The sequence below is a fragment of the uncultured Roseobacter sp. genome, assembly GCF_947499265.1.
In the GTDB taxonomy this organism is placed as follows: domain Bacteria; phylum Pseudomonadota; class Alphaproteobacteria; order Rhodobacterales; family Rhodobacteraceae; genus Roseobacter.
Window position 1 is genome coordinate 265184 of sequence record NZ_CANMNK010000003.1, and the last position, 16778, is coordinate 281961.

Annotated in this window: 15 protein-coding genes and 1 tRNA gene; 5 read left to right on the forward strand and 11 right to left on the reverse strand. The window is 59.2% G+C overall.

The window, feature by feature from the left end; genetic code table 11:
- Nucleotides 1-6: 6 nt before the first annotated feature.
- Entirely contained in the window at nucleotides 7-477 is a 471-nt protein-coding gene (locus Q1A63_RS09385; RefSeq protein WP_298971030.1) for a tetratricopeptide repeat protein, read from the forward strand.
- 36 nt (nucleotides 478-513) lie between these two features.
- On the opposite strand, the gene dctP is transcribed toward Q1A63_RS09385, so the two are convergent.
- The 6 genes from dctP to Q1A63_RS09415 form a co-directional block, all read right to left on the reverse strand.
- The gene (dctP, locus tag Q1A63_RS09390) at nucleotides 514-1572 is read right to left on the reverse strand and encodes a TRAP transporter substrate-binding protein DctP (protein ID WP_298971027.1); all 1059 of its coding nucleotides are present in this window, start codon (nucleotides 1570-1572) and stop codon (nucleotides 514-516) included.
- 23 nt (nucleotides 1573-1595) lie between these two features.
- A complete protein-coding gene (locus Q1A63_RS09395) occupies nucleotides 1596-2885 on the reverse strand; it encodes a TRAP transporter large permease (protein WP_299408518.1) in 1290 nt (429 codons plus the stop codon).
- Nucleotides 2885-3475 (reverse strand): TRAP transporter small permease, encoded by a 591-nt coding sequence (locus tag Q1A63_RS09400; RefSeq protein ID WP_299631540.1) that lies wholly within the window; start codon nucleotides 3473-3475, stop codon nucleotides 2885-2887. The genes Q1A63_RS09395 and Q1A63_RS09400 overlap by 1 nt, the downstream gene beginning before the upstream one ends.
- Before the next feature lie 81 nt (nucleotides 3476-3556).
- Entirely contained in the window at nucleotides 3557-4051 is a 495-nt protein-coding gene (locus Q1A63_RS09405) for a flavin reductase family protein (RefSeq protein ID WP_299506489.1), read from the reverse strand.
- Nucleotides 4052-4080: 29 nt separating this feature from the next.
- Complete coding sequence (locus Q1A63_RS09410; RefSeq protein ID WP_299631329.1) at nucleotides 4081-4971, reverse strand: aldo/keto reductase; 891 nt, start codon at nucleotides 4969-4971, stop codon at nucleotides 4081-4083.
- On the reverse strand, nucleotides 4971-6125 hold the full coding sequence (locus Q1A63_RS09415; protein ID WP_299631331.1) for an LLM class flavin-dependent oxidoreductase: 1155 nt from the start codon (nucleotides 6123-6125) through the stop codon (nucleotides 4971-4973). Before Q1A63_RS09415 ends, Q1A63_RS09410 begins: the two co-directional genes overlap by 1 nt.
- A gap of 101 nt (nucleotides 6126-6226) precedes the next feature.
- On the opposite strand from Q1A63_RS09415, the gene Q1A63_RS09420 reads away from it, so the two are divergent.
- The 3 genes from Q1A63_RS09420 (at nucleotide 6227) to Q1A63_RS09430 (ending at nucleotide 8926) form a co-directional block, all read left to right on the forward strand.
- Nucleotides 6227-6934, forward strand: a complete 708-nt coding sequence (locus Q1A63_RS09420) for a GntR family transcriptional regulator (protein ID WP_299631333.1) — start codon at nucleotides 6227-6229, stop codon at nucleotides 6932-6934.
- A gap of 13 nt (nucleotides 6935-6947) precedes the next feature.
- The gene (locus tag Q1A63_RS09425; RefSeq protein WP_299631335.1) at nucleotides 6948-8054 is read left to right on the forward strand and encodes a Gfo/Idh/MocA family oxidoreductase; all 1107 of its coding nucleotides are present in this window, start codon (nucleotides 6948-6950) and stop codon (nucleotides 8052-8054) included.
- A gap of 83 nt (nucleotides 8055-8137) precedes the next feature.
- Nucleotides 8138-8926, forward strand: coding sequence for a 2OG-Fe(II) oxygenase (locus Q1A63_RS09430; RefSeq protein ID WP_298971015.1), 789 nt, complete (start codon nucleotides 8138-8140; stop codon nucleotides 8924-8926).
- Here the strand turns inward: Q1A63_RS09430 and Q1A63_RS09435 are convergent, their stop codons facing one another.
- Nucleotides 8927-9802, reverse strand: coding sequence for a hypothetical protein (locus Q1A63_RS09435; protein ID WP_298971013.1), 876 nt, complete (start codon nucleotides 9800-9802; stop codon nucleotides 8927-8929).
- Between the two features lie 127 nt (nucleotides 9803-9929).
- On the opposite strand from Q1A63_RS09435, the gene Q1A63_RS09440 reads away from it, so the two are divergent.
- A tRNA-Thr gene (locus tag Q1A63_RS09440) sits at nucleotides 9930-10005 on the forward strand.
- A gap of 402 nt (nucleotides 10006-10407) precedes the next feature.
- Here Q1A63_RS09440 and Q1A63_RS09445 read toward each other — a convergent pair.
- From Q1A63_RS09445 to Q1A63_RS09460, 4 genes are all read right to left on the reverse strand, one after another.
- Nucleotides 10408-11235, reverse strand: a complete 828-nt coding sequence (locus Q1A63_RS09445; protein WP_298971010.1) for a hypothetical protein — start codon at nucleotides 11233-11235, stop codon at nucleotides 10408-10410.
- 296 nt (nucleotides 11236-11531) lie between these two features.
- Nucleotides 11532-14849, reverse strand: coding sequence for an error-prone DNA polymerase (locus Q1A63_RS09450; RefSeq protein ID WP_298971007.1), 3318 nt, complete (start codon nucleotides 14847-14849; stop codon nucleotides 11532-11534).
- The gene (locus Q1A63_RS09455) at nucleotides 14846-16327 is read right to left on the reverse strand and encodes a DNA polymerase Y family protein (RefSeq protein WP_298971598.1); all 1482 of its coding nucleotides are present in this window, start codon (nucleotides 16325-16327) and stop codon (nucleotides 14846-14848) included. The genes Q1A63_RS09450 and Q1A63_RS09455 overlap by 4 nt, the downstream gene beginning before the upstream one ends.
- Nucleotides 16269-16778: a hypothetical protein gene (locus Q1A63_RS09460; protein ID WP_298971004.1), complete on the reverse strand. Its 510-nt coding sequence runs from the start codon at nucleotides 16776-16778 to the stop codon at nucleotides 16269-16271. The genes Q1A63_RS09455 and Q1A63_RS09460 overlap by 59 nt, the downstream gene beginning before the upstream one ends.

A 16778-nucleotide genomic window follows, 5' to 3' on the forward strand; every position in this document is an offset into this window, starting at 1 on the left:
GACACCATGCGCGCGATACTTCTTGCCTTTACGCTGCTGGCAGGCCCCGCCTGGGCCGAAATCGAAGAGGCGCGCGACATGATGGAAGACGGCCGATTTGAGGAAGCCTATCAGGCGCTTTGGCCCGCTGCGCGGTCCGGCAATGCGGATGCCGAGGAGCTGATCGGCGTCATGTATGCCATGGGCCTTGGCGTGCCGCGCGACGATACCCGTGCGTTCGAATGGTACCTGCGCTCGGCGATGAAGGGGCATCCGGGCGCGCAATCGGGCGTTGGCTGGTACTATGAGGTCGGGCGCGGCCTGCCGAGCGTCGATCTGGTGCGCGCCTATATGTGGTACACCCTGTCGGCCATCGGCGGCGATCCGGACGCGGCGATCAGCCTTGAGGAAGTCGTCAAGAAAATGACCGCGGAAGAGATCGAGAAGGCGCATATCCTGGTGGCTGACTACAAGGTCTGGATGTATCCGTTTCGGTGACGGCGGGGCGACCGTTCGGGGCCGCCCCGCCCGATTTCAGTTCAGGTCTGCCGCGCGGGCGTCGCCCACTTCGGCTTCGGCTTCGGCAACGGCAGTTGCGAGCGCGTCAAAGATTTCCTCACCCCGGCCCACATTGCTTTTGAACCAGTCAAACACCGGTGCAGCGCCTTCTTTGAACGCCACTTTTTGCTCGGGCGTCGGGACATAGAGATCCCCGCCCTCAGCCACGAACTGCTCATAGGCTTCGATGGATTTGCGCTTGGGTGAGGCGAATGTCGCCTGCTGCAAGGCATAGAAACCATCGACCACAACACGGCGCATGTCTTCCGGCATCTCCAGGAAGCGCGCGTTGTTCATCCACCACAGCGCGCCCATATAGGCATGGCCGTCCAGGGTGACGTATTTCAGGCCGGCATCGGGGAATTTCATGCCCATGATATCGGTGATGCCGTTCTTGGAGCCTTCGACAACGCCGGTCTGGAACGACGTGAAAAGTTCCGGCCATGGGATCGGCGTCGGGGCAGCCCCCAGCGCCTTGACCAATTCCTGCGGCAGGTCGGCGACAACCGTGCGGATTTTCAGACCTTCCATATCACTGGGCTCGGCCACGCGGCGCTTGGTATTGGCAAAGTTGCGCCAGCCGCCCGTGTTGCCAATGGTCATCAACCGGATGGTCCCACCGGAATCTTCCAGCGCCATGTCGCGCATCTTGCGGGTGAAATCACCTGACAACACGGTTTCCGCGATGCGGTCGTCCGCCATCAAATACGGCAGGTCGAGCACCTGAACGTAAGGGAAAATGCCGGACGCTCCGCCCGAGGTGGAAACGTAGACGTCAATTGTGCCATCGGCCACGCCCTGCAGGCATTCCGCACCATTGCCGCAAAGCTGCGTGCCGATGAAAAGCTCAACCTCGATGGCCCCGTTAGAGGCCGCTTCGACGTAGTTCTTGAAAACAACCAGACCGTCATAGTCCTCGTCGTTTTCATTGGAGTTGGCCGTGGCCCGGATCGTGTAATCCGCAGCGGACGCAGCCAGCGCCGTGCCCGCGAGCATCGCCGCCACGGTCAAGGTTTTCAGTGTTTTTTTAAGCATTTAGCTTTCTCCCTGTGAATTGGTTAATTCGCAAAACCCGTCAGACGCGGGACTGTCATAGATATGGCCGGTATGTAGGTGATCAGAAAAATCACCACGATTTCCACCGCCAGAAACGGCAGGATTGCCTTGGAAATGGTCTCCACCCGTTCGCCGGAGACCGACGAGGCGACAAAGAGCACCAGCCCCATGGGCGGCGTCGCCAGCCCTACGGTCAGGTTCACGCTCATGATGATCGCGAAGTGGATCGGATCGACGCCAAGACTGACGAAGATGGGTCCAAGGATCGGACCCAGAATGATGATCGCGGGCCCTGCATCCAGGAACATGCCGACGATGAAGAGCAGCAGGTTGATCAGGAACAGCAGGATCAGCGGATCGCTGGTCAGACCCAGCACAAACTCAGCCATGGCTTCGGGCGCGTGGCTGAGGCTGACCACGGTCTTGAAGGCCATCGCCGCCCCCACCAGCAGCAGCACCACGGCCGAGGTGATCCCCGCGCGGTTCAGCACATCCGGCAGGTCGCCGATCTTCAGCGTGCGCATGACAAAAAGCCCGATGAAGAGCGCATAGGCCACGGCAATGGCGGCGGCCTCGGTCGGGGTGAAGACCCCCGCCAGAATGCCGCCCAGAATGATCACGGGGGTCATCAGCGGGAAAAACGCCTTGAGGCTGGCCTGCCCCCGCTCGCCCCAGGAGTGCTTCTTGGTGGCGACGGGGAAGTCGTATTTATCAGCTTGAAACTTGACCATCAACATCAAGCCAAGGCCCACCATCACCCCCGGCACGATGCCCGCGAGAAAGAGCGCCGCGACACTTTCTCCCATCACATAGGCATAGATGATCATGATGCCCGAGGGCGGGATGATCGGGCCAATCACCGAACTGGCGGCGGTGATGGCGGCGGCAAACCGGCGGGTATAGCCCTGCTTTTCCATTGCCGGGATCAGCATCGACCCCAGTGCCGAGGTATCGGCCACCGCCGAGCCCGACAGCCCGGCAAAGAGCATCGAGGACAGGATGTTCACATGCGCCAGACCGCCACGAAAATGGCCCATCATCGCCTGGCTGAATTCCACCAGACGCATGGTGATGCCACCCCGGTTCATCAGCTCACCCGCGAGCATGAAGAAAGGGATCGCCATGAGAGGAAAGCTGTCCATCCCATTGTAAAGATTGCGATAAAGCAATGTGATATCACGTTCCTGCCCGTTCAGCCACAACAGGATGCCCGGAGCGGCCAGCAGGCCAAAAAAGACCGGCAGACCGATCATCAGGAAGAGCAGGAACAGTGGGAGGAACCAGACCAGCATTATTCAGCTCCCACTTGTTCTTCGAGGGTGATGGCAGGCAAGCGGTCCTCACCTCCCATCATTTTGACAATAGCGCGCAGGATCAGTTCCACGTTCACCGAAATCAGCAGGGTCACCCCCACCAGCAACGAGGCCATCATCCAGCTGCGCGGCACGCGCAACCAGGTCTCGAACGCAATGTCAGTGGGAACGTAGAGCGATGCGGTGGCAAATTTCCCAGCGAAGCCCGTCACTTCCGACCATCCGATCTGAACCGCCACAATCAGGACGCCAAGGCTCAGAAACAGCAATACCAGCGTGATCAGCGCGCCAATGCGCGCGGGCAGCAACCGCACCAGCGTGTCGATTGCAACGAAGCCGCCGCGCCGGAACGCGGTGGGCGCCATCAGCCCGGTCATCCACAGCATGCAGAACCGCGCCGCCTCGTCCGGCCAGGGCAGCGCGCTGTTCAAAACATATCGGTAAAACACCTGAATGAGGATCGCCACGACCATCGCGGCCACAGCAAACACACCAATGGCCCGGCCCAGCGTCAGCAAAGCCTCGTTGACCAGCCGGAGCGGTGTCATCACCGCCAGCAATGCCCCCATGTGCGGAGCCTCCTCCCTTGCGCCCGGGTATTCCGGATCGCGACGCGCAGGTTTTCCCTGCACGCTTCATTCGTTGGCCTTTTAGGCCTCTTTGTCAAACGCTCTGAACCGGCCCTGGCAAAAAATCAGCGCATCCCCCTCCCGGGACGCGGCGGACAGGACACGGCCCAGGACAATCGCATGATCGCCGGCGTCGTGGATTTCATGTGTGCTGCATTCAAAACGCGCCAGACAGTCATTCAACAGCGGCACGCCCTGTGCGTTGATCTCCACCGCCAGCCCGTCAAAGGCCTGGCCGGAGCGGGCAAAGCCCAAGGCGATGTCTTCCTGCTCCGCGGCCATGACGTGGATCGCAAAATGCTGCGCTTGGGTAAAATATGCATAGCGGCTGGACGATTTGGCCGGGCTCCACATCACCAGCGGCGGGTCCATGGAAATGCTGGAAAACGAATTGGCCGTCATACCAATGGGGCCTTGCGCGGTTTGCGCCGTCACCACAGTCACCCCGGTCGAGAATTGCCCAAGCGCATCGCGAAACTGTCGCTGCGTCTCAGGCCCGGGCATGAAGGACCGCATTTGCGCCATATGTGCTGTTCCATCTGCCATCACGCGACCTCCTGTCCGTTGGCGGCCTCGTAGAGTTCAAACCACGTCTGGCGGTCCATCTCTACCTTCAGGGCGTCACTGAATGTTGCAATCCGCGACAGCGTATTGGTGCCCATCACAGGCAGGATACCGGCGGGATGCGCCAGCAACCACGCGACCGCCACCGCCGCCCGGTCCACGCCTTGTGCGGCGGCAACCTCATCCATCTTGCCGGTCACTGCGCTGTTTTCTGTCATCAGGCTGCCCCCGCCGAGCGGCGACCATGCCATCGGGCTGATCCGGTGTTGCTGCAGATGCGCCAGGTCGCCGTTGGTGAAACTGTCGCGCGCCGCCAGCGACAGTTCAATCTGATTGGTCACCAATCGGTTGCTCATCGCTGATTGCAGCAGGTCCCAGTCCCACGGGCGGAAGTTCGACACACCCGCAGCGCGGATTTTACCGCTCTGGATTAATGCGTCCAGCGCGCCGCCGGTCTCCGCAGCATTCATCAGCGGGTCGGGGCGATGGATGAGCAGCAGATCAATGTGGTCGATGCCCATATAGGTCAATGAGGCGTCAACCGAGGCCTGAATATGCGCCGCAGAGGTGTCATAGTATTTCACCCGCCGGTCGCTGTATTTGCCAATGGGTGCTACGATATCGCATTTCGTCACGATCTCGAGCTGATCACGCAGACCGGGGCTTTGTTTGAGACAGGTGCCCAGGACTTCTTCGGCGACGTAGCCGCCATAGATATCGGCCTGATCCATCGTGGTGATGCCCTGAGACAGGCAGGCGTCAATCTTTGCGTGCACATGCCCGGGCGACGTGTCCGCATCATCCGCCAGACGCCACATGCCATAGACAATGCGGCTGAAGTTCAGTGTTTCGGAAAGATAGGCGCGGTCCATCAGCGACGGTCTCCTGCGGCGAGCGGTGTGTTCGGGGCGGCGGCGGGCACGCGCCCGTAGGCTTCCGGCAAGGAGCATGTCTTGAGGTGCGGCATGACCAGGCGGCCAAAGTGCTCTGCCTCGTCGATATGCGGGTAGCCAGAGAAAATGAACGCCCGGATGCCCATTTTCTGGTAAGCTTCGATCTCGGAGAGCACCTGATCAGCGGAGCCCACAAGTGCTGCGCCACAGCCCGAGCGCGCGCGCCCAACGCCAGTCCAGAGGTGTGGCTCCACATAGCCGAATTCATCCGCGATATCGCGGTTCTTGGTCTGATGCGACACGCCCAGCGAGGTTGCATCCAGCGCCCGTTCGCGGATTTTGCGGCCATAGTCGTCATCCAGCTTAGAGACAATGTAATCGGCGTATTCCTTGGCCTCCGCTTCGGTGTCCCGCACGATCATGTGGACGCGCAGCCCATAGTCCAGCGTCCGGCCCTTTTCAGCCGCCCGTGCATGGACGGCCTGCATCCGACCTGCGATGGCGTCTTTGGGTTCGGGCCACATCAGATAAACGTCACAATGCTCTGCACAGAGATCAAGGGCAGCGGGCGAATACCCCCCGAAATAGAGCAAGGGTCCGCCGGTCTGATAGGGCCGCGCCGGGTCCGACGTGACTTTGTCTAGCTGATAGACCTCGCCCTGATGATCGATTTCATCCCGCGTCCAGGCCTGTTTCAGGATCTCGACAACTTCGCGGGATCGCTGATAGCGGTAGCTGCTCTCCGCCTTCTCCCCCGGGAAGTCCGAGCTGATGATGTTCACGGTCAAGCGGCCTTCGAGCATGTGATCCAGCGTCGCAATGGTGCGGGCCAGCATGATCGGTTGCATCTCGCCGCAGCGCACCGCCGCCAGCAGATTGATCTTTTCCGTGATCGGGGCACAGCCCGCGACAAAGCTCAGTGTGTCCTGCCCGACCTGATAGGAAGAAGGGCACAGGATGTTGCGAAAGCCCTGCGCTTCGGCAGTTTTCACAATGTCCGAGCAGTGCTTCCAGGAGGAGCGCAGATCGCCATCCGGCACCCCGAGAAACTGGTAGTCATCCGAGCAAAGCGCCGAAAACCAAGATACTTCTGCCGCATCCAAATCGGCTGAGGTCACGGGCACGATCGTCATATATTTCCCTTTGCACGAACTGTGGTGATTTCCTCTTGAATAGCATTCACAAACTGGTAGATCAATGGTGTATCAATTTACCAACCCGGCCGATCCCACCCATGGTCCTGCCCCCGCAACACAGCAACGCGCTGCCCAAATACATCCAGCTGAGCGAACTGCTGGCCCGGGATATCGATGCCGGCCGGCTGATGGACGGCGAACGCCTGCCGCCCGAGCGGGAGATGGCGGTGTCGCTGGGCACCTCCATCGGCACGCTGCGCAAAGCGCTGGCCAATCTGGAAAGCAAGGGCCTGCTGCGCCGGGTGCAGGGATCGGGCAATTACATTCAGAAGTCGGCGAAGGCCGCCAGTTTCTATGCCATGTTCCGGCTTGAACTGCTGTCGGGCGGTGGCCTGCCGTCAGCGCAGGTACTGGCGGTTGACGTGATGGACAAGCCCGATGATTTGCCCGCCTTTGGCAGTGCCGCGCGCGCCACCCGGATGCGCCGCAGAAGATACCTGAATGATGTAGCAATTGCCGTTGAAGAGATTTGGCTCGACGCCAGCGTGGGCGAACTGAGCGCCGACAGGCTGTCCGATTCCCTCTACCAGACCTATCTGAAACAACTGCATTTCTGGATCACCCGCGCCGAAGACCGCGTCAGCATTGGCGCCCTGCCCCCTTGGACCCCTGAGGATTTCGGCATAGGAGGCGCGGCCTGCGGTTACATCGAAAGGTTCAGCTGGGCTGACCAGCCCTTGGCAATTGAGTTTTCGCGCACCTGGTTTGACACGACAAAAGCCGTCTATGTGCAGCGCTTGAAGTAAGGACAGAATAAGAATGAGCAAAGTCACACGCTACGGCATGATCGGGTGCGGTATGATGGGCCAGGAGCACCTGAAGAATATCGCACTGCTGCCGGACACGGCCGTCACTGCGGTCTTCGAGCCGGACGCGGGCATGTGCGACATCGCGCGGGGACTGGCGCCGCAAGCGCGGTTTGTTCCCTCCTTGGAGGCGCTGCTCGCCGAGGAGGCGCTGGATTGTCTTGTCATCACCAGCCCCAATTTCCGCCACGCCGAGCAGATCATCGAGATCGCCGCAAATCGCCCCCTGCCCCTGCTCGTTGAAAAACCGCTGTTGACGGATCCGATGGACATTCCGCGCGTCACAGCAGCAGTGGCCGCCTATCCCGCCCCCATCTGGGTCGCGATGGAGTATCGTTACATGCCGCCCATCGCCGCCCTGCTTGATGAGGTCGAGACGGTCACCGGTGGGGTCAAGATGCTCTCGATCCGCGAGCACCGCTTCCCCTTCTTGCACAAAGTCGGCAACTGGAACCGGTTCAACCATCAGACCGGCGGCACATTCGTTGAAAAATGCTGCCACTTCTTTGATCTGATGCGCTTGATGGTTGGCGAAAATCCGACCCGGGTGATGGCAAGTGCCGCGCAATCCGTGAACCATTTGGATGAGAGCTACGCCGGTGCCGTGCCCGATATCCTCGACAATGGCTACGTCATCGTGGATTTTGAGGGCGGCGCGCGCGCGATGCTGGAATTGTGCATGTTTGCCGAAGGCGCGCGCTATCAGGAAACAATCGCCGCTGTCGGACCTGCAGGCAAGATCGAGGCCTTTGTCCCCGGGCCCACGCGCTTCTGGCCCGACGATCTGGGCCCGGCGCCGACACCGATTCTGGAAACCAGCCCACGCAGCCCGAAACGCCCTGTGACGCGCCCCATTCCGGTCGATCCGAAACTATTGGCCGCCGGAGATCACAACGGCTCCACCTTCTACCAGCATCAGGGGTTTCTGGAATTGCTGCGCGGTGAGCGTGCGCGCCCCGAGGTGACTTTCGAAGATGGCCTTTGGGCCGTGCGCATGGGCATGGCGGCACAGCAATCCGCGCTGACGGGACAGGCGGTGCCCCTTGGTGCCATGTCGTGATGAAGCCATTTGGATGACGCATTTCACGTTGACGGGGGTGGTGCATTGATCATTGTGCTGGTCAAGATGTGAAAGGATCCGCCATGCTGCCGCCGATTGATCTTGAACGCTACCCGCTGCACGCCCCGGAAACAGCGGGTTATGAGGCCCTTATCGACCGCTGCAAGGCCGAGCTGGCGCGTGACGGCATGTTCAACCTCGAAGGTTTCATGCGTCCGGATGCGATTGCCGAAGCCGTCGCACAGGCGGCCCCCCGGCTGACCCCCGAGGAAGCCTTCGTGCATGCGCGTCGGCACAACATCTACTTCAAACAGATGCCGGAATTGCCCGCGGACCACCCCGCCTTGCAGGAAGTGGAGACGCGCAATCTGACCCTCTGTGCCGACCAGTGCGAAGGCTCGCCCGTTGACACCATCTATTCCTGGCAGCCCTTTGCCGACTTTCTGGCCCGCACGATGGATCTTGATGCGCTCTTTCAAATGGACGACCCCTTGGCCCGTTTCAACGTGATGGGATATCCCGAAGGCTGGGGGTTGAACTGGCACTTCGACCGATCGCATTTCACCACGACGCTCTTGCTGCAGGCGCCCTTGGAGGGCGGCGAATTTGTCTATCGGTCTGATCTGCGCAGCGACGATGACCCGAATTTCGACGGGGTGGCTGCGCTGCTGCGTGGGGATGATCCTGAGGTTAAAACGCTTACGTCTGCCGCAGGAACACTCAATGTTTTCAAGGGCAAGAATACGGCGCACCGCGTCGCACCCGTCGTGGGGGACGTCCCGCGTATTATTGCCGTGCTTGGGTATTATGACAGGCCGGGCGTTGCCTTTTCGAAAGAAGAGCTGCTCGGTTTTTACGGCAGAGCAAGCTGATCAGGGCGCAATGAGCTGCACCCCTGGAATGCGGGCGATGGCAAAGACATCCTCCTCATAGGTCTGCGTCATCTCTTCGACCAATTCTTCGGTCCAGCCCGGCATATCCAGCTCTTCTTCGATCGCGTCTTCGATGGCAAATTTGTCGAGAAACGCCATCATCACCCGTCGCTGTTGTATTTCGTTGATATTGGGGTGTTTCCCGAGGTAAGCCAGAAACCTTTGCATGCCGTCTTTGCGCATGATGTCGCGCAACAGATCGAACCCGCCTACCACCTTCTCTCCGTGCTCCAGCCCCACGATTTCGCGAATGATCTGCGCCCAGATCAGGGGGGCATCCTCGTTGCACCACACAGTAATGCTGATCTGGGGAACCGCCTCGCGTATCCGCAAAAGCGTATCCGACCAGCGCACCGCGCGCGGATCAACACCTCCCATGAAATCGGCAAGTTCCGAGGCTGGGGATTTTTCGAAAACCGCTGGCAAAAACGTCGCCGGATTGCGCAGGGCCATGAAAAGCTCAATCTCGTCATGCTGAAAAATCTGCGACATGTAGACGAGCCGTTCGGGCGCCTTGGGATACAACAACCCTTGCCGAACCACGGTTCTCGGAGCGCCAAATAAATGTGCATCAGACAGTAGGACACGATCGGCTTGTTCGTTGTCGAGGATCGCGTCCAGCAAAACTTCTCGTGCGTTTTCAGCAGCTTCCGAGGATGCCAGCGCAGACATTATTGCCCGCAAAAGCCTGCGGTATTTTCCCGGTCCGGGCACCGAAACGCCGCGCTCGGCGAAGGCCTCGTTGTTACGCAAGAGGCATTTCATCAGACGCTCTTCTTCGGTGAAATGAGCGCCCGTGTGGAAAACCAGTTGCATAATGCTCCACGGGTCCAGAAATTCGTCAGGCCAAACTAGCTTGGGAATGCCCAGTGTTCAAACGCATTCGTTTTGATCATTTCCCCTCTTGCGCGACGCGTTCAAACTGACTAAACGACCGCCCAGTGCCCCTATAGCTCAGCTGGTAGAGCAACTGATTTGTAATCAGTAGGTCCGCGGTTCGAGTCCGTGTGGGGGCACCAAAACAGGCTCACTAGATCGAAACGCCACCTAAAGCCTTGAACGATATGGCGATGTCTGGGGGTCTATGTCCCTGACTTCGGTATTGCATAAAGCAGCCTGCAAACGCCGGTTAGCAATCATCCTTACTTTTTGGACTTTGTCGTTGGTGATTTCTCCGCGAATAAGTCTATAAGCGAATAGAGGCCATGCAGATCCAAGCGCGCGTATCAGCCCTTCCTAAATGACGGCGATATCTGCGCAGTATTGGCTAGGCTCGCTTTGCATCTGCGGTGTGACAAGCAATCCTGAACCTTGATTGATCAAACATATAGCTATCACAAAAAAACATCCCAGCGCTGTACCGGTTCACATCAAAACTGAATAGGACAAAATCGCGCCGAACTCGTCAGCAAGAAGAGCAGCTAGAGGCGGCGTTCAGAGTACTGTTCGTTCAGCCGATCAACATCCAGCGAGTCCAAGAGCTCCTCTTCGGAATAGCCAAGACGCACTCCAAGCTTGACGGCCGCATCTACCAATCGAGGGCTTGGTTCAGCGATTTCCAGTGGCAACTTCCTTTGAACTTTATCCAGCGGAGCGGACTTCAAATCGTATTCCGCCTCTCCAATAAGGCCATTCAATAGGCTTGGAAGTGCCGGAGTGCTGCCTTGGTATAGGTCTTCAAAGTGAAAGACACCTGTGAAACCATTTCGGGTGTGCTGTTCGGTCATGAATTGGTTAAGTTCGAGCCAATGGAACAGATTGCGCTCAAACGGGCTGAATTTATCACCGCTTGCCGCAATCTCAGTGTAATACACGCGTGGGTCATTCGGATGAATCATGGCAATGCGCTCAAAACGTCGCCCGTTTCGAACTTGAGGGACAAATAGGCCGTGCGTTGTAAGCGACGTAGCGACATGAAACGGATTTCTCACCAGATGCGCAAACCTAAAATTCTCGGCAAAGCGATCAGCTAAGTAAGGCAGCCACGCGAAGGCAGGCCAACCGACTTCAAGGTAAGATTGCCCAGCGGCGATAGCATCCTCAATATCTATCAATTTACGTTGCAAAGGAATGTTTGCACCCAGCACTGCGGTGAATTTCCTTGGTTGCCTAAACACTCTCCTTGAAAAGTAATTTGGACCAAGTGCTTCATGTTCGATGATAGCATCAGGATGCGCGCGCGCGGCGATTGCTGTGATGTTCTGGGTTGAGGTACGACCGGTTGACAGAACGAAACCAACAGTCGCCATTGAAAACTAATTCCCCGAAAATCACGATTTGTCATTGAGTTGTGCGCCGCCAAAATGAGGCAATTAAATGTGCGGCACAAGCGCAATTGTCCTGGCGCGGCAAATGTGTCTGACGTCAGCGCTTAGGGGTCCAACTTGCCGTATTTGATAAGAGATTGGGACGCGGGCTCCTGACCGACATCTAACGTTGTTTTCGATCTCTAGTCCTGCGCTCAAACCGTAGCTGTCGGCAAGCGGACAAAGGTTACCTCCTTACCCTGCCCCAAGATCACACCCCATTATTTGGCGCAAATACCTCAATGGAAATCGCGGCTTGGGAACAGTCGTTTTGCTTGCTCGCGCGGGTGCATGGCGCGGGGAGGGTATTTCCGGGGGCGTGGTGTATCATCGGCTTGGGGAAGGGTTTCGCCAATGACGTCACTCATCGGGTGGCCCAGATCAGAGAGTTTGTCTGACATATCCTCAATCTGTTGCGCAATCAGGTGCACAACGGCGCCTTCGCGCTGCAGATGACCGCTGACACGCAAAAGCCGAGCGCCCATGACGATACGCCGGAAACGCTCGTAGACCTTGTTCCACACCACAACATTGGACACCCCGGTTTCATCTTCGAGCGTCAGGAAAATCACACCCGAGGCCGTGCCGGGACGTTGGCGGGTGATGACCAGACCGCACACGCTGACGCGCCCAATCGGGGTATCTTTCAGCTCGTTATGGGGGGTGATATCGGGAAATGTGGGGCGGAGCAATTCCATCGGATGGGCCCGCAGGGACAGGCGTGTGGCGACGTAATCTTCGACCACTTCCTCGCCCAGATGCATGGTCGGCAAGACGACCTTGGGTTCAGAAATATGTTCGCCGTCAATCGGATCGGAGAACAGCGGCAGAGGGATCTGACTGCGGATGGATTTCACCTGCCATAAAGCCTCGCGCCGCGTCAGAGCGGTATTCGAAAACGCATCCGCCTCTGCCAGTCGCTCCATCACTGCAGGCTTGATCCCTGCGCGCAGCCAAAGGCTTTGCGGGTCGGGATAGCCATTGCCGCGCGCAGCAGCGATCCAGACCGCATCTTCTTGCTTGAACCCCTTGATCTGCCGGAACCCAAGCCGCAATGCCAGAGCGCCATCGGCACGGCGTTCCAGTGTATTGTCCCATACGCTGCTATTGACACAGATCGGCCGCACCTCGACCTGATGTTCGCGCGCATCACGCACGATCTGGGCCGGGGCATAAAACCCCATGGGTTGCGCGTTCAGCAACGCGCAGGCAAAGATCGCCGGGTAATGGCATTTCAGCCAGGACGATACATAGGTGAGCATGGCAAAAGCCGCCGCGTGGCTTTCGGGAAACCCGTAATCGGCAAAACCTTCGATCTGGCCAAAACAACGCTCCGCCACCTCCTGACTATAGCCATTGGCCAGCATGCCGGCGGTAAATTTATCTCTGAACTTGCCGATCGTCCCCATACGCCGGAACGACGCAATGGAGCGGCGCAGGTGGTCCGCTTCTTCGGGCGTAAAGCCCGCACCGACGATGGCGATTTGCATCGCCTGTTCCTGAAAGAGTGGCACACCGAGGGTCCGCGCTGTCACCGCCTCCAGGGCGGGGCCAAAAGGTTCAGGCGCCTCCAGCCCTTGCCGCCGTTTGATGTAGGGTTGCACCATGCCGCCCTGAATCGGGCCGGGTCGGACAATGGCAACCTCGATGACCAGATCATAGAAGGTACGCGGCTGCATCCGGGGCAGAAAATTCATCTGCGCCCGGCTTTCGACCTGAAACACACCGATAGCATCGGCCATGCACAGCATGTCATAGGTGGCGCTGTCTTCCTGGGGGACCTTTTCCAGCGAAAGTGTCTGCTGCTCATATGTCTGCATCAGATCAAAAGCTTTGCGGATGCAACTGAGCATGCCGAGCCCCAGCACATCGACCTTGAGGATCCCCAGGGCATCGATATCGTCCTTGTCCCACTCGATCACGGTACGGTCTTCCATCGCAGCGTTTTCGATCGGGCACAGCTCATCCAGGCGCCCCTTGGTGATCACAAAACCTCCGACATGCTGGGACAGATGCCGCGGAAACCCGATGAGCTCTCCGATCAGGCGGATCGTTTGAGAGAGGCGTTGATCGTCTGGATCCAGACCCAGCTCTTTGATCCTCTCGGGATCCGCGCCGCCATTGGACATGCCCCAGATCTGCCCGGACAGACTTGCCGTGACATCGTCACTCAGCCCCATCACCTTGCCGACCTCGCGAATGGCCGCCCGCGAACGGAAATGGATCACCGTCGCACATAGCCCTGCCCGTTCCCGGCGGTATTTCTTGTAAATCCACTGGATCACTTCTTCGCGGCGTTCATGTTCGAAATCCACGTCGATGTCCGGCGGCTCGCCCCGGTGTTTTGAGATAAACCGCTCAAACACCATCGAGATCATATCCGGGCTGACATCGGTGATGCCCAGCAGGTAGCACAGGATGGAATTGGCCGCTGATCCCCGCCCCTGACACAGAATGCCAACGGATCGGGCATAATGAACAATGTCATGCACTGTCAGAAAATAGGCCGGGAATTCCAGCTCAGCGACGAGTTGGAGTTCCTTTGCCATCAAGTCATGTACCCGCTGCGGCGCACCGTCAGGGTAGCGTCGCTTCAACCCTTCGTGGACCAGCCGCTCCAACCTCTGCTGCGGCAGCTCTCCCTCGGCGACCTCATCGGGGTATTGGTAGCTCAATTCGCTGAGGCAAAAGCTGCATCTGGCGGCAATCTCCATGGTCCGCCGGAGCGCAGCAGGGTGATTGCGGAACAACCGCGCCATGTCTGGGTGGGCTTTCAGGCGCCGCTCGGCATTTGGCAAAGCCCGCGTGCCGATCTGATCAATGGTGATATGTTCGCGAATGCAGGTCAGCACATCGGCCAATTGCTTGCGGTTGGCCCGATGCATCAGCACGTCGCCCACAGCAACCATCGGGGCCGAACAGCGTTGTGCGAGCACTGCGCAGGCGTTGAAATACGCCTGATCCGTGCCGTCGTAGCGCGGGGCCGCGCCCAGAAAGACGTGACCGGGAAAGCGGGACTGGACCTGTCTAATTGCATCCATGCTGGCGTTCAGCCGTCCCTGCGGCAGGGCAATCAGGATCATACCCGTTGCGCCCTCCAGCAGATCGCGCAGAGAGAGGTCGCACTGCCCTTTCTCCGCCCGCCGTTTCCCCAGCGTCAAAAGGCGGGACAGCCGTTGATACGCCGCTCGGTCGCGGGGCAGCGCAATCCAGTCTGCGGGGCTATCGCGCAAGACCAGCCGGCAGCCCACGATGAGTTTGGGCAGATGTGATGTTGCGGGGCGTTCGATCTGCTCAGGACTGCCGTTCTCTTGCCGTGAGCTGCTGTCTGTCGTGTGACGCGACCGCACCTTGATCGCCCCGTCACGCTCTTCTTTCAGGTGCTTCAGGGCCGTATAGGCCCGCACCACCCCTGCCAGAGAATTATGATCCGTGATCGCGACCGCCCGCAGGCCCAGTTCCGCTGCCCGCGTGACCATTTCCTCGGGATGGGACGCCCCGGTGAGAAAGGTGAAATTGGTGGTTACGCAGAGTTCGGCATACTCAGGGGATCTCATGCGAATTCCCCCTGTACGAACCAGCCGGGGTTTTGGGGCGTGTAGAACAGCCAAAGCCGTCGCCCCTGTTTTGTCTCCACCTTCCAGTAATCGCGCACGCCGGAGCGCCAGTTGTCATCGGAGAACCACCATTCAGGCGCGATCCGCTCCGGCCCGGTGGCCCGACCCGTTGCAAGAGACATGCGCCGCCAGCGAAAGAAATCCGGCGGTTGCGCGCCCTGCCCTGCGATGGGCTCAGGGGGGAAGAGCATCACGGGGCGTGGCCTCGCAGAGTTCCATACGCCCCCCGGTTCCGAATAGGCCGCGGGAGAGATGATAAAACTGCGCTCGGGGATGTGACTGTCCGCAGGCAGAAACCGCTGGATATTCTCGATGCCAATCCGCGTGCCAAGACGCGTGACCAAATCTTCCAGCTTGTCCTTGTGTGATCCGTTACGGGCATGGCTCACCTGTTGCGGCGGCAGAGGTTCCACCCGCACAGCCTCCAACCGCATCTGATCAATGCCATAGCCTGCATCAACCTCGGCCACGCCGCGTTCAAACAAAGGGAGAATCCGCGCAGCATCCCGCAGCGGACGGGCCAGCCGCAATTCAATATGCTGGCTCTCCTGATCCACCCGGCGCAGTGACAAGTTCAACACCCTTGCGCCGACCTGCCCGGCATTCAACGACAGGCACAAACGCTGCAGCAACCGCTCTGTCCCCGCCATCACATCGCTCACCAGGCCAATCGGCTCCGGCAGGGACATCCGCACGCCGTAATGAGGCGGTGTCTTGAGCGGCGAGATATCCTCCGGCTGATTGCCTAACGCCTGATCCAGCCGCATCAGCAGATCACGCCCAAACCGCCGGGCCAGCGGCGCCCGGGCTGCCGTGGCCAAATCCCCCACGCTGCGCAAGCCAAGACGCTGCAAGGCCTGATCCGTTTGTTCCGTCAGTCGCAAAGCGGCAACGGGCAAGGTCTCAAGCGCGCCGAGCATGTCCCCGGCAGAGGCAACACCCTCCCGGTACCGCGCCAGAGCCCAGGCCGCGCCACGCGTATCCCCGACCCCGATGCGCACCGTTATCCCTGCCCGGCCCAGCCGCTGCCGGATATCGTTGAGCAGCCCGCACTCTCCGCCAAAAAGATGTGCCGCCCCTGTGACATCCAGCACCAGACCATCATTGCCTTCCAGCCCGACCCAGGGGCAATAGCGTGTGGCCCAGCGGGAAAGCACATGTTGAAATCGTTGCACCCCATGCAGATCGACCGGGACACTCACCAGGTCAGGGCAAAATGCCCGCGCATCCGAATAGGACATGCCGCGGTGAAGCCCATGGCGCTCCGCGCGCGAATTCAGGCAATAAAGCCGGTTGGCATTGCTCTGCAGGATGGTCAGGGCAAAGGGGGCCTCAACGGGTCGCACCCGCAGAACCCGCTCAGAAGCGAGCTTCGGAAACCACAGCGATACGACGCGTCGATTGAGACCATCGAACATTCCAGACACCCAATGTTCCTGATTTGTTCTTAATAAGCTTCCAGCGCTGAAGTGTCGAGTCGTTTTGGTCAAACACCGGGGCGCACCACCACCGCGTTTCGGCCGCATTGCTCCCCATGCCATCGGGAATAATCGCCAAAGCAGTGGTTTTTCCCGCCTTTGCCGCCAATTGCAACCGCCGACCGGAGGTAAGGTCGAGCGGTCCGCTCAACTCCATGATGACAAGAGGGAAAACACCGGAGCGCAGGCTTTCCTCTGCAGTGGCAAGGACCTCGATCTGATTCCCGGCGGTGGCGACCAGCAGATTTTCGGGTGGGAAAAAATCCATGAATCCCACAGGGTTGAGCTGTTCTGAGCGCCAGCTCTCTCTGATCCACAAGAATACCGACCCGGCATGCGCCGCACAGATCACCGCAAAAGACTGCGCCCCCGGGCCGCCAACCTCGTGCAT

Coding starts and splice junctions, on each gene's coding strand:
- Q1A63_RS09385 (WP_298971030.1), top strand. CDS start 7: ATGCGCGCGATACTTCTTGCCTTTACGCTGCTGGCAGGCCCCGCCTGG.
- Q1A63_RS09460 (WP_298971004.1), bottom strand. CDS start 16,778: ATGCACGAGGTTGGCGGCCCGGGGGCGCAGTCTTTTGCGGTGATCTGT.
- Q1A63_RS09410 (WP_299631329.1), bottom strand. CDS start 4,971: ATGGACCGCGCCTATCTTTCCGAAACACTGAACTTCAGCCGCATTGTC.
- Q1A63_RS09455 (WP_298971598.1), bottom strand. CDS start 16,327: ATGTTCGATGGTCTCAATCGACGCGTCGTATCGCTGTGGTTTCCGAAG.
- Q1A63_RS09395 (WP_299408518.1), bottom strand. CDS start 2,885: ATGCTGGTCTGGTTCCTCCCACTGTTCCTGCTCTTCCTGATGATCGGT.
- Q1A63_RS09420 (WP_299631333.1), top strand. CDS start 6,227: ATGGTCCTGCCCCCGCAACACAGCAACGCGCTGCCCAAATACATCCAG.
- Q1A63_RS09435 (WP_298971013.1), bottom strand. CDS start 9,802: ATGCAACTGGTTTTCCACACGGGCGCTCATTTCACCGAAGAAGAGCGT.
- Q1A63_RS09450 (WP_298971007.1), bottom strand. CDS start 14,849: ATGAGATCCCCTGAGTATGCCGAACTCTGCGTAACCACCAATTTCACC.
- Q1A63_RS09445 (WP_298971010.1), bottom strand. CDS start 11,235: ATGGCGACTGTTGGTTTCGTTCTGTCAACCGGTCGTACCTCAACCCAG.
- Q1A63_RS09405 (WP_299506489.1), bottom strand. CDS start 4,051: ATGCGGTCCTTCATGCCCGGGCCTGAGACGCAGCGACAGTTTCGCGAT.
- Q1A63_RS09425 (WP_299631335.1), top strand. CDS start 6,948: ATGAGCAAAGTCACACGCTACGGCATGATCGGGTGCGGTATGATGGGC.
- Q1A63_RS09400 (WP_299631540.1), bottom strand. CDS start 3,475: ATGGGGGCATTGCTGGCGGTGATGACACCGCTCCGGCTGGTCAACGAG.
- Q1A63_RS09430 (WP_298971015.1), top strand. CDS start 8,138: ATGCTGCCGCCGATTGATCTTGAACGCTACCCGCTGCACGCCCCGGAA.
- dctP (WP_298971027.1), bottom strand. CDS start 1,572: ATGCTTAAAAAAACACTGAAAACCTTGACCGTGGCGGCGATGCTCGCG.
- Q1A63_RS09415 (WP_299631331.1), bottom strand. CDS start 6,125: ATGACGATCGTGCCCGTGACCTCAGCCGATTTGGATGCGGCAGAAGTA.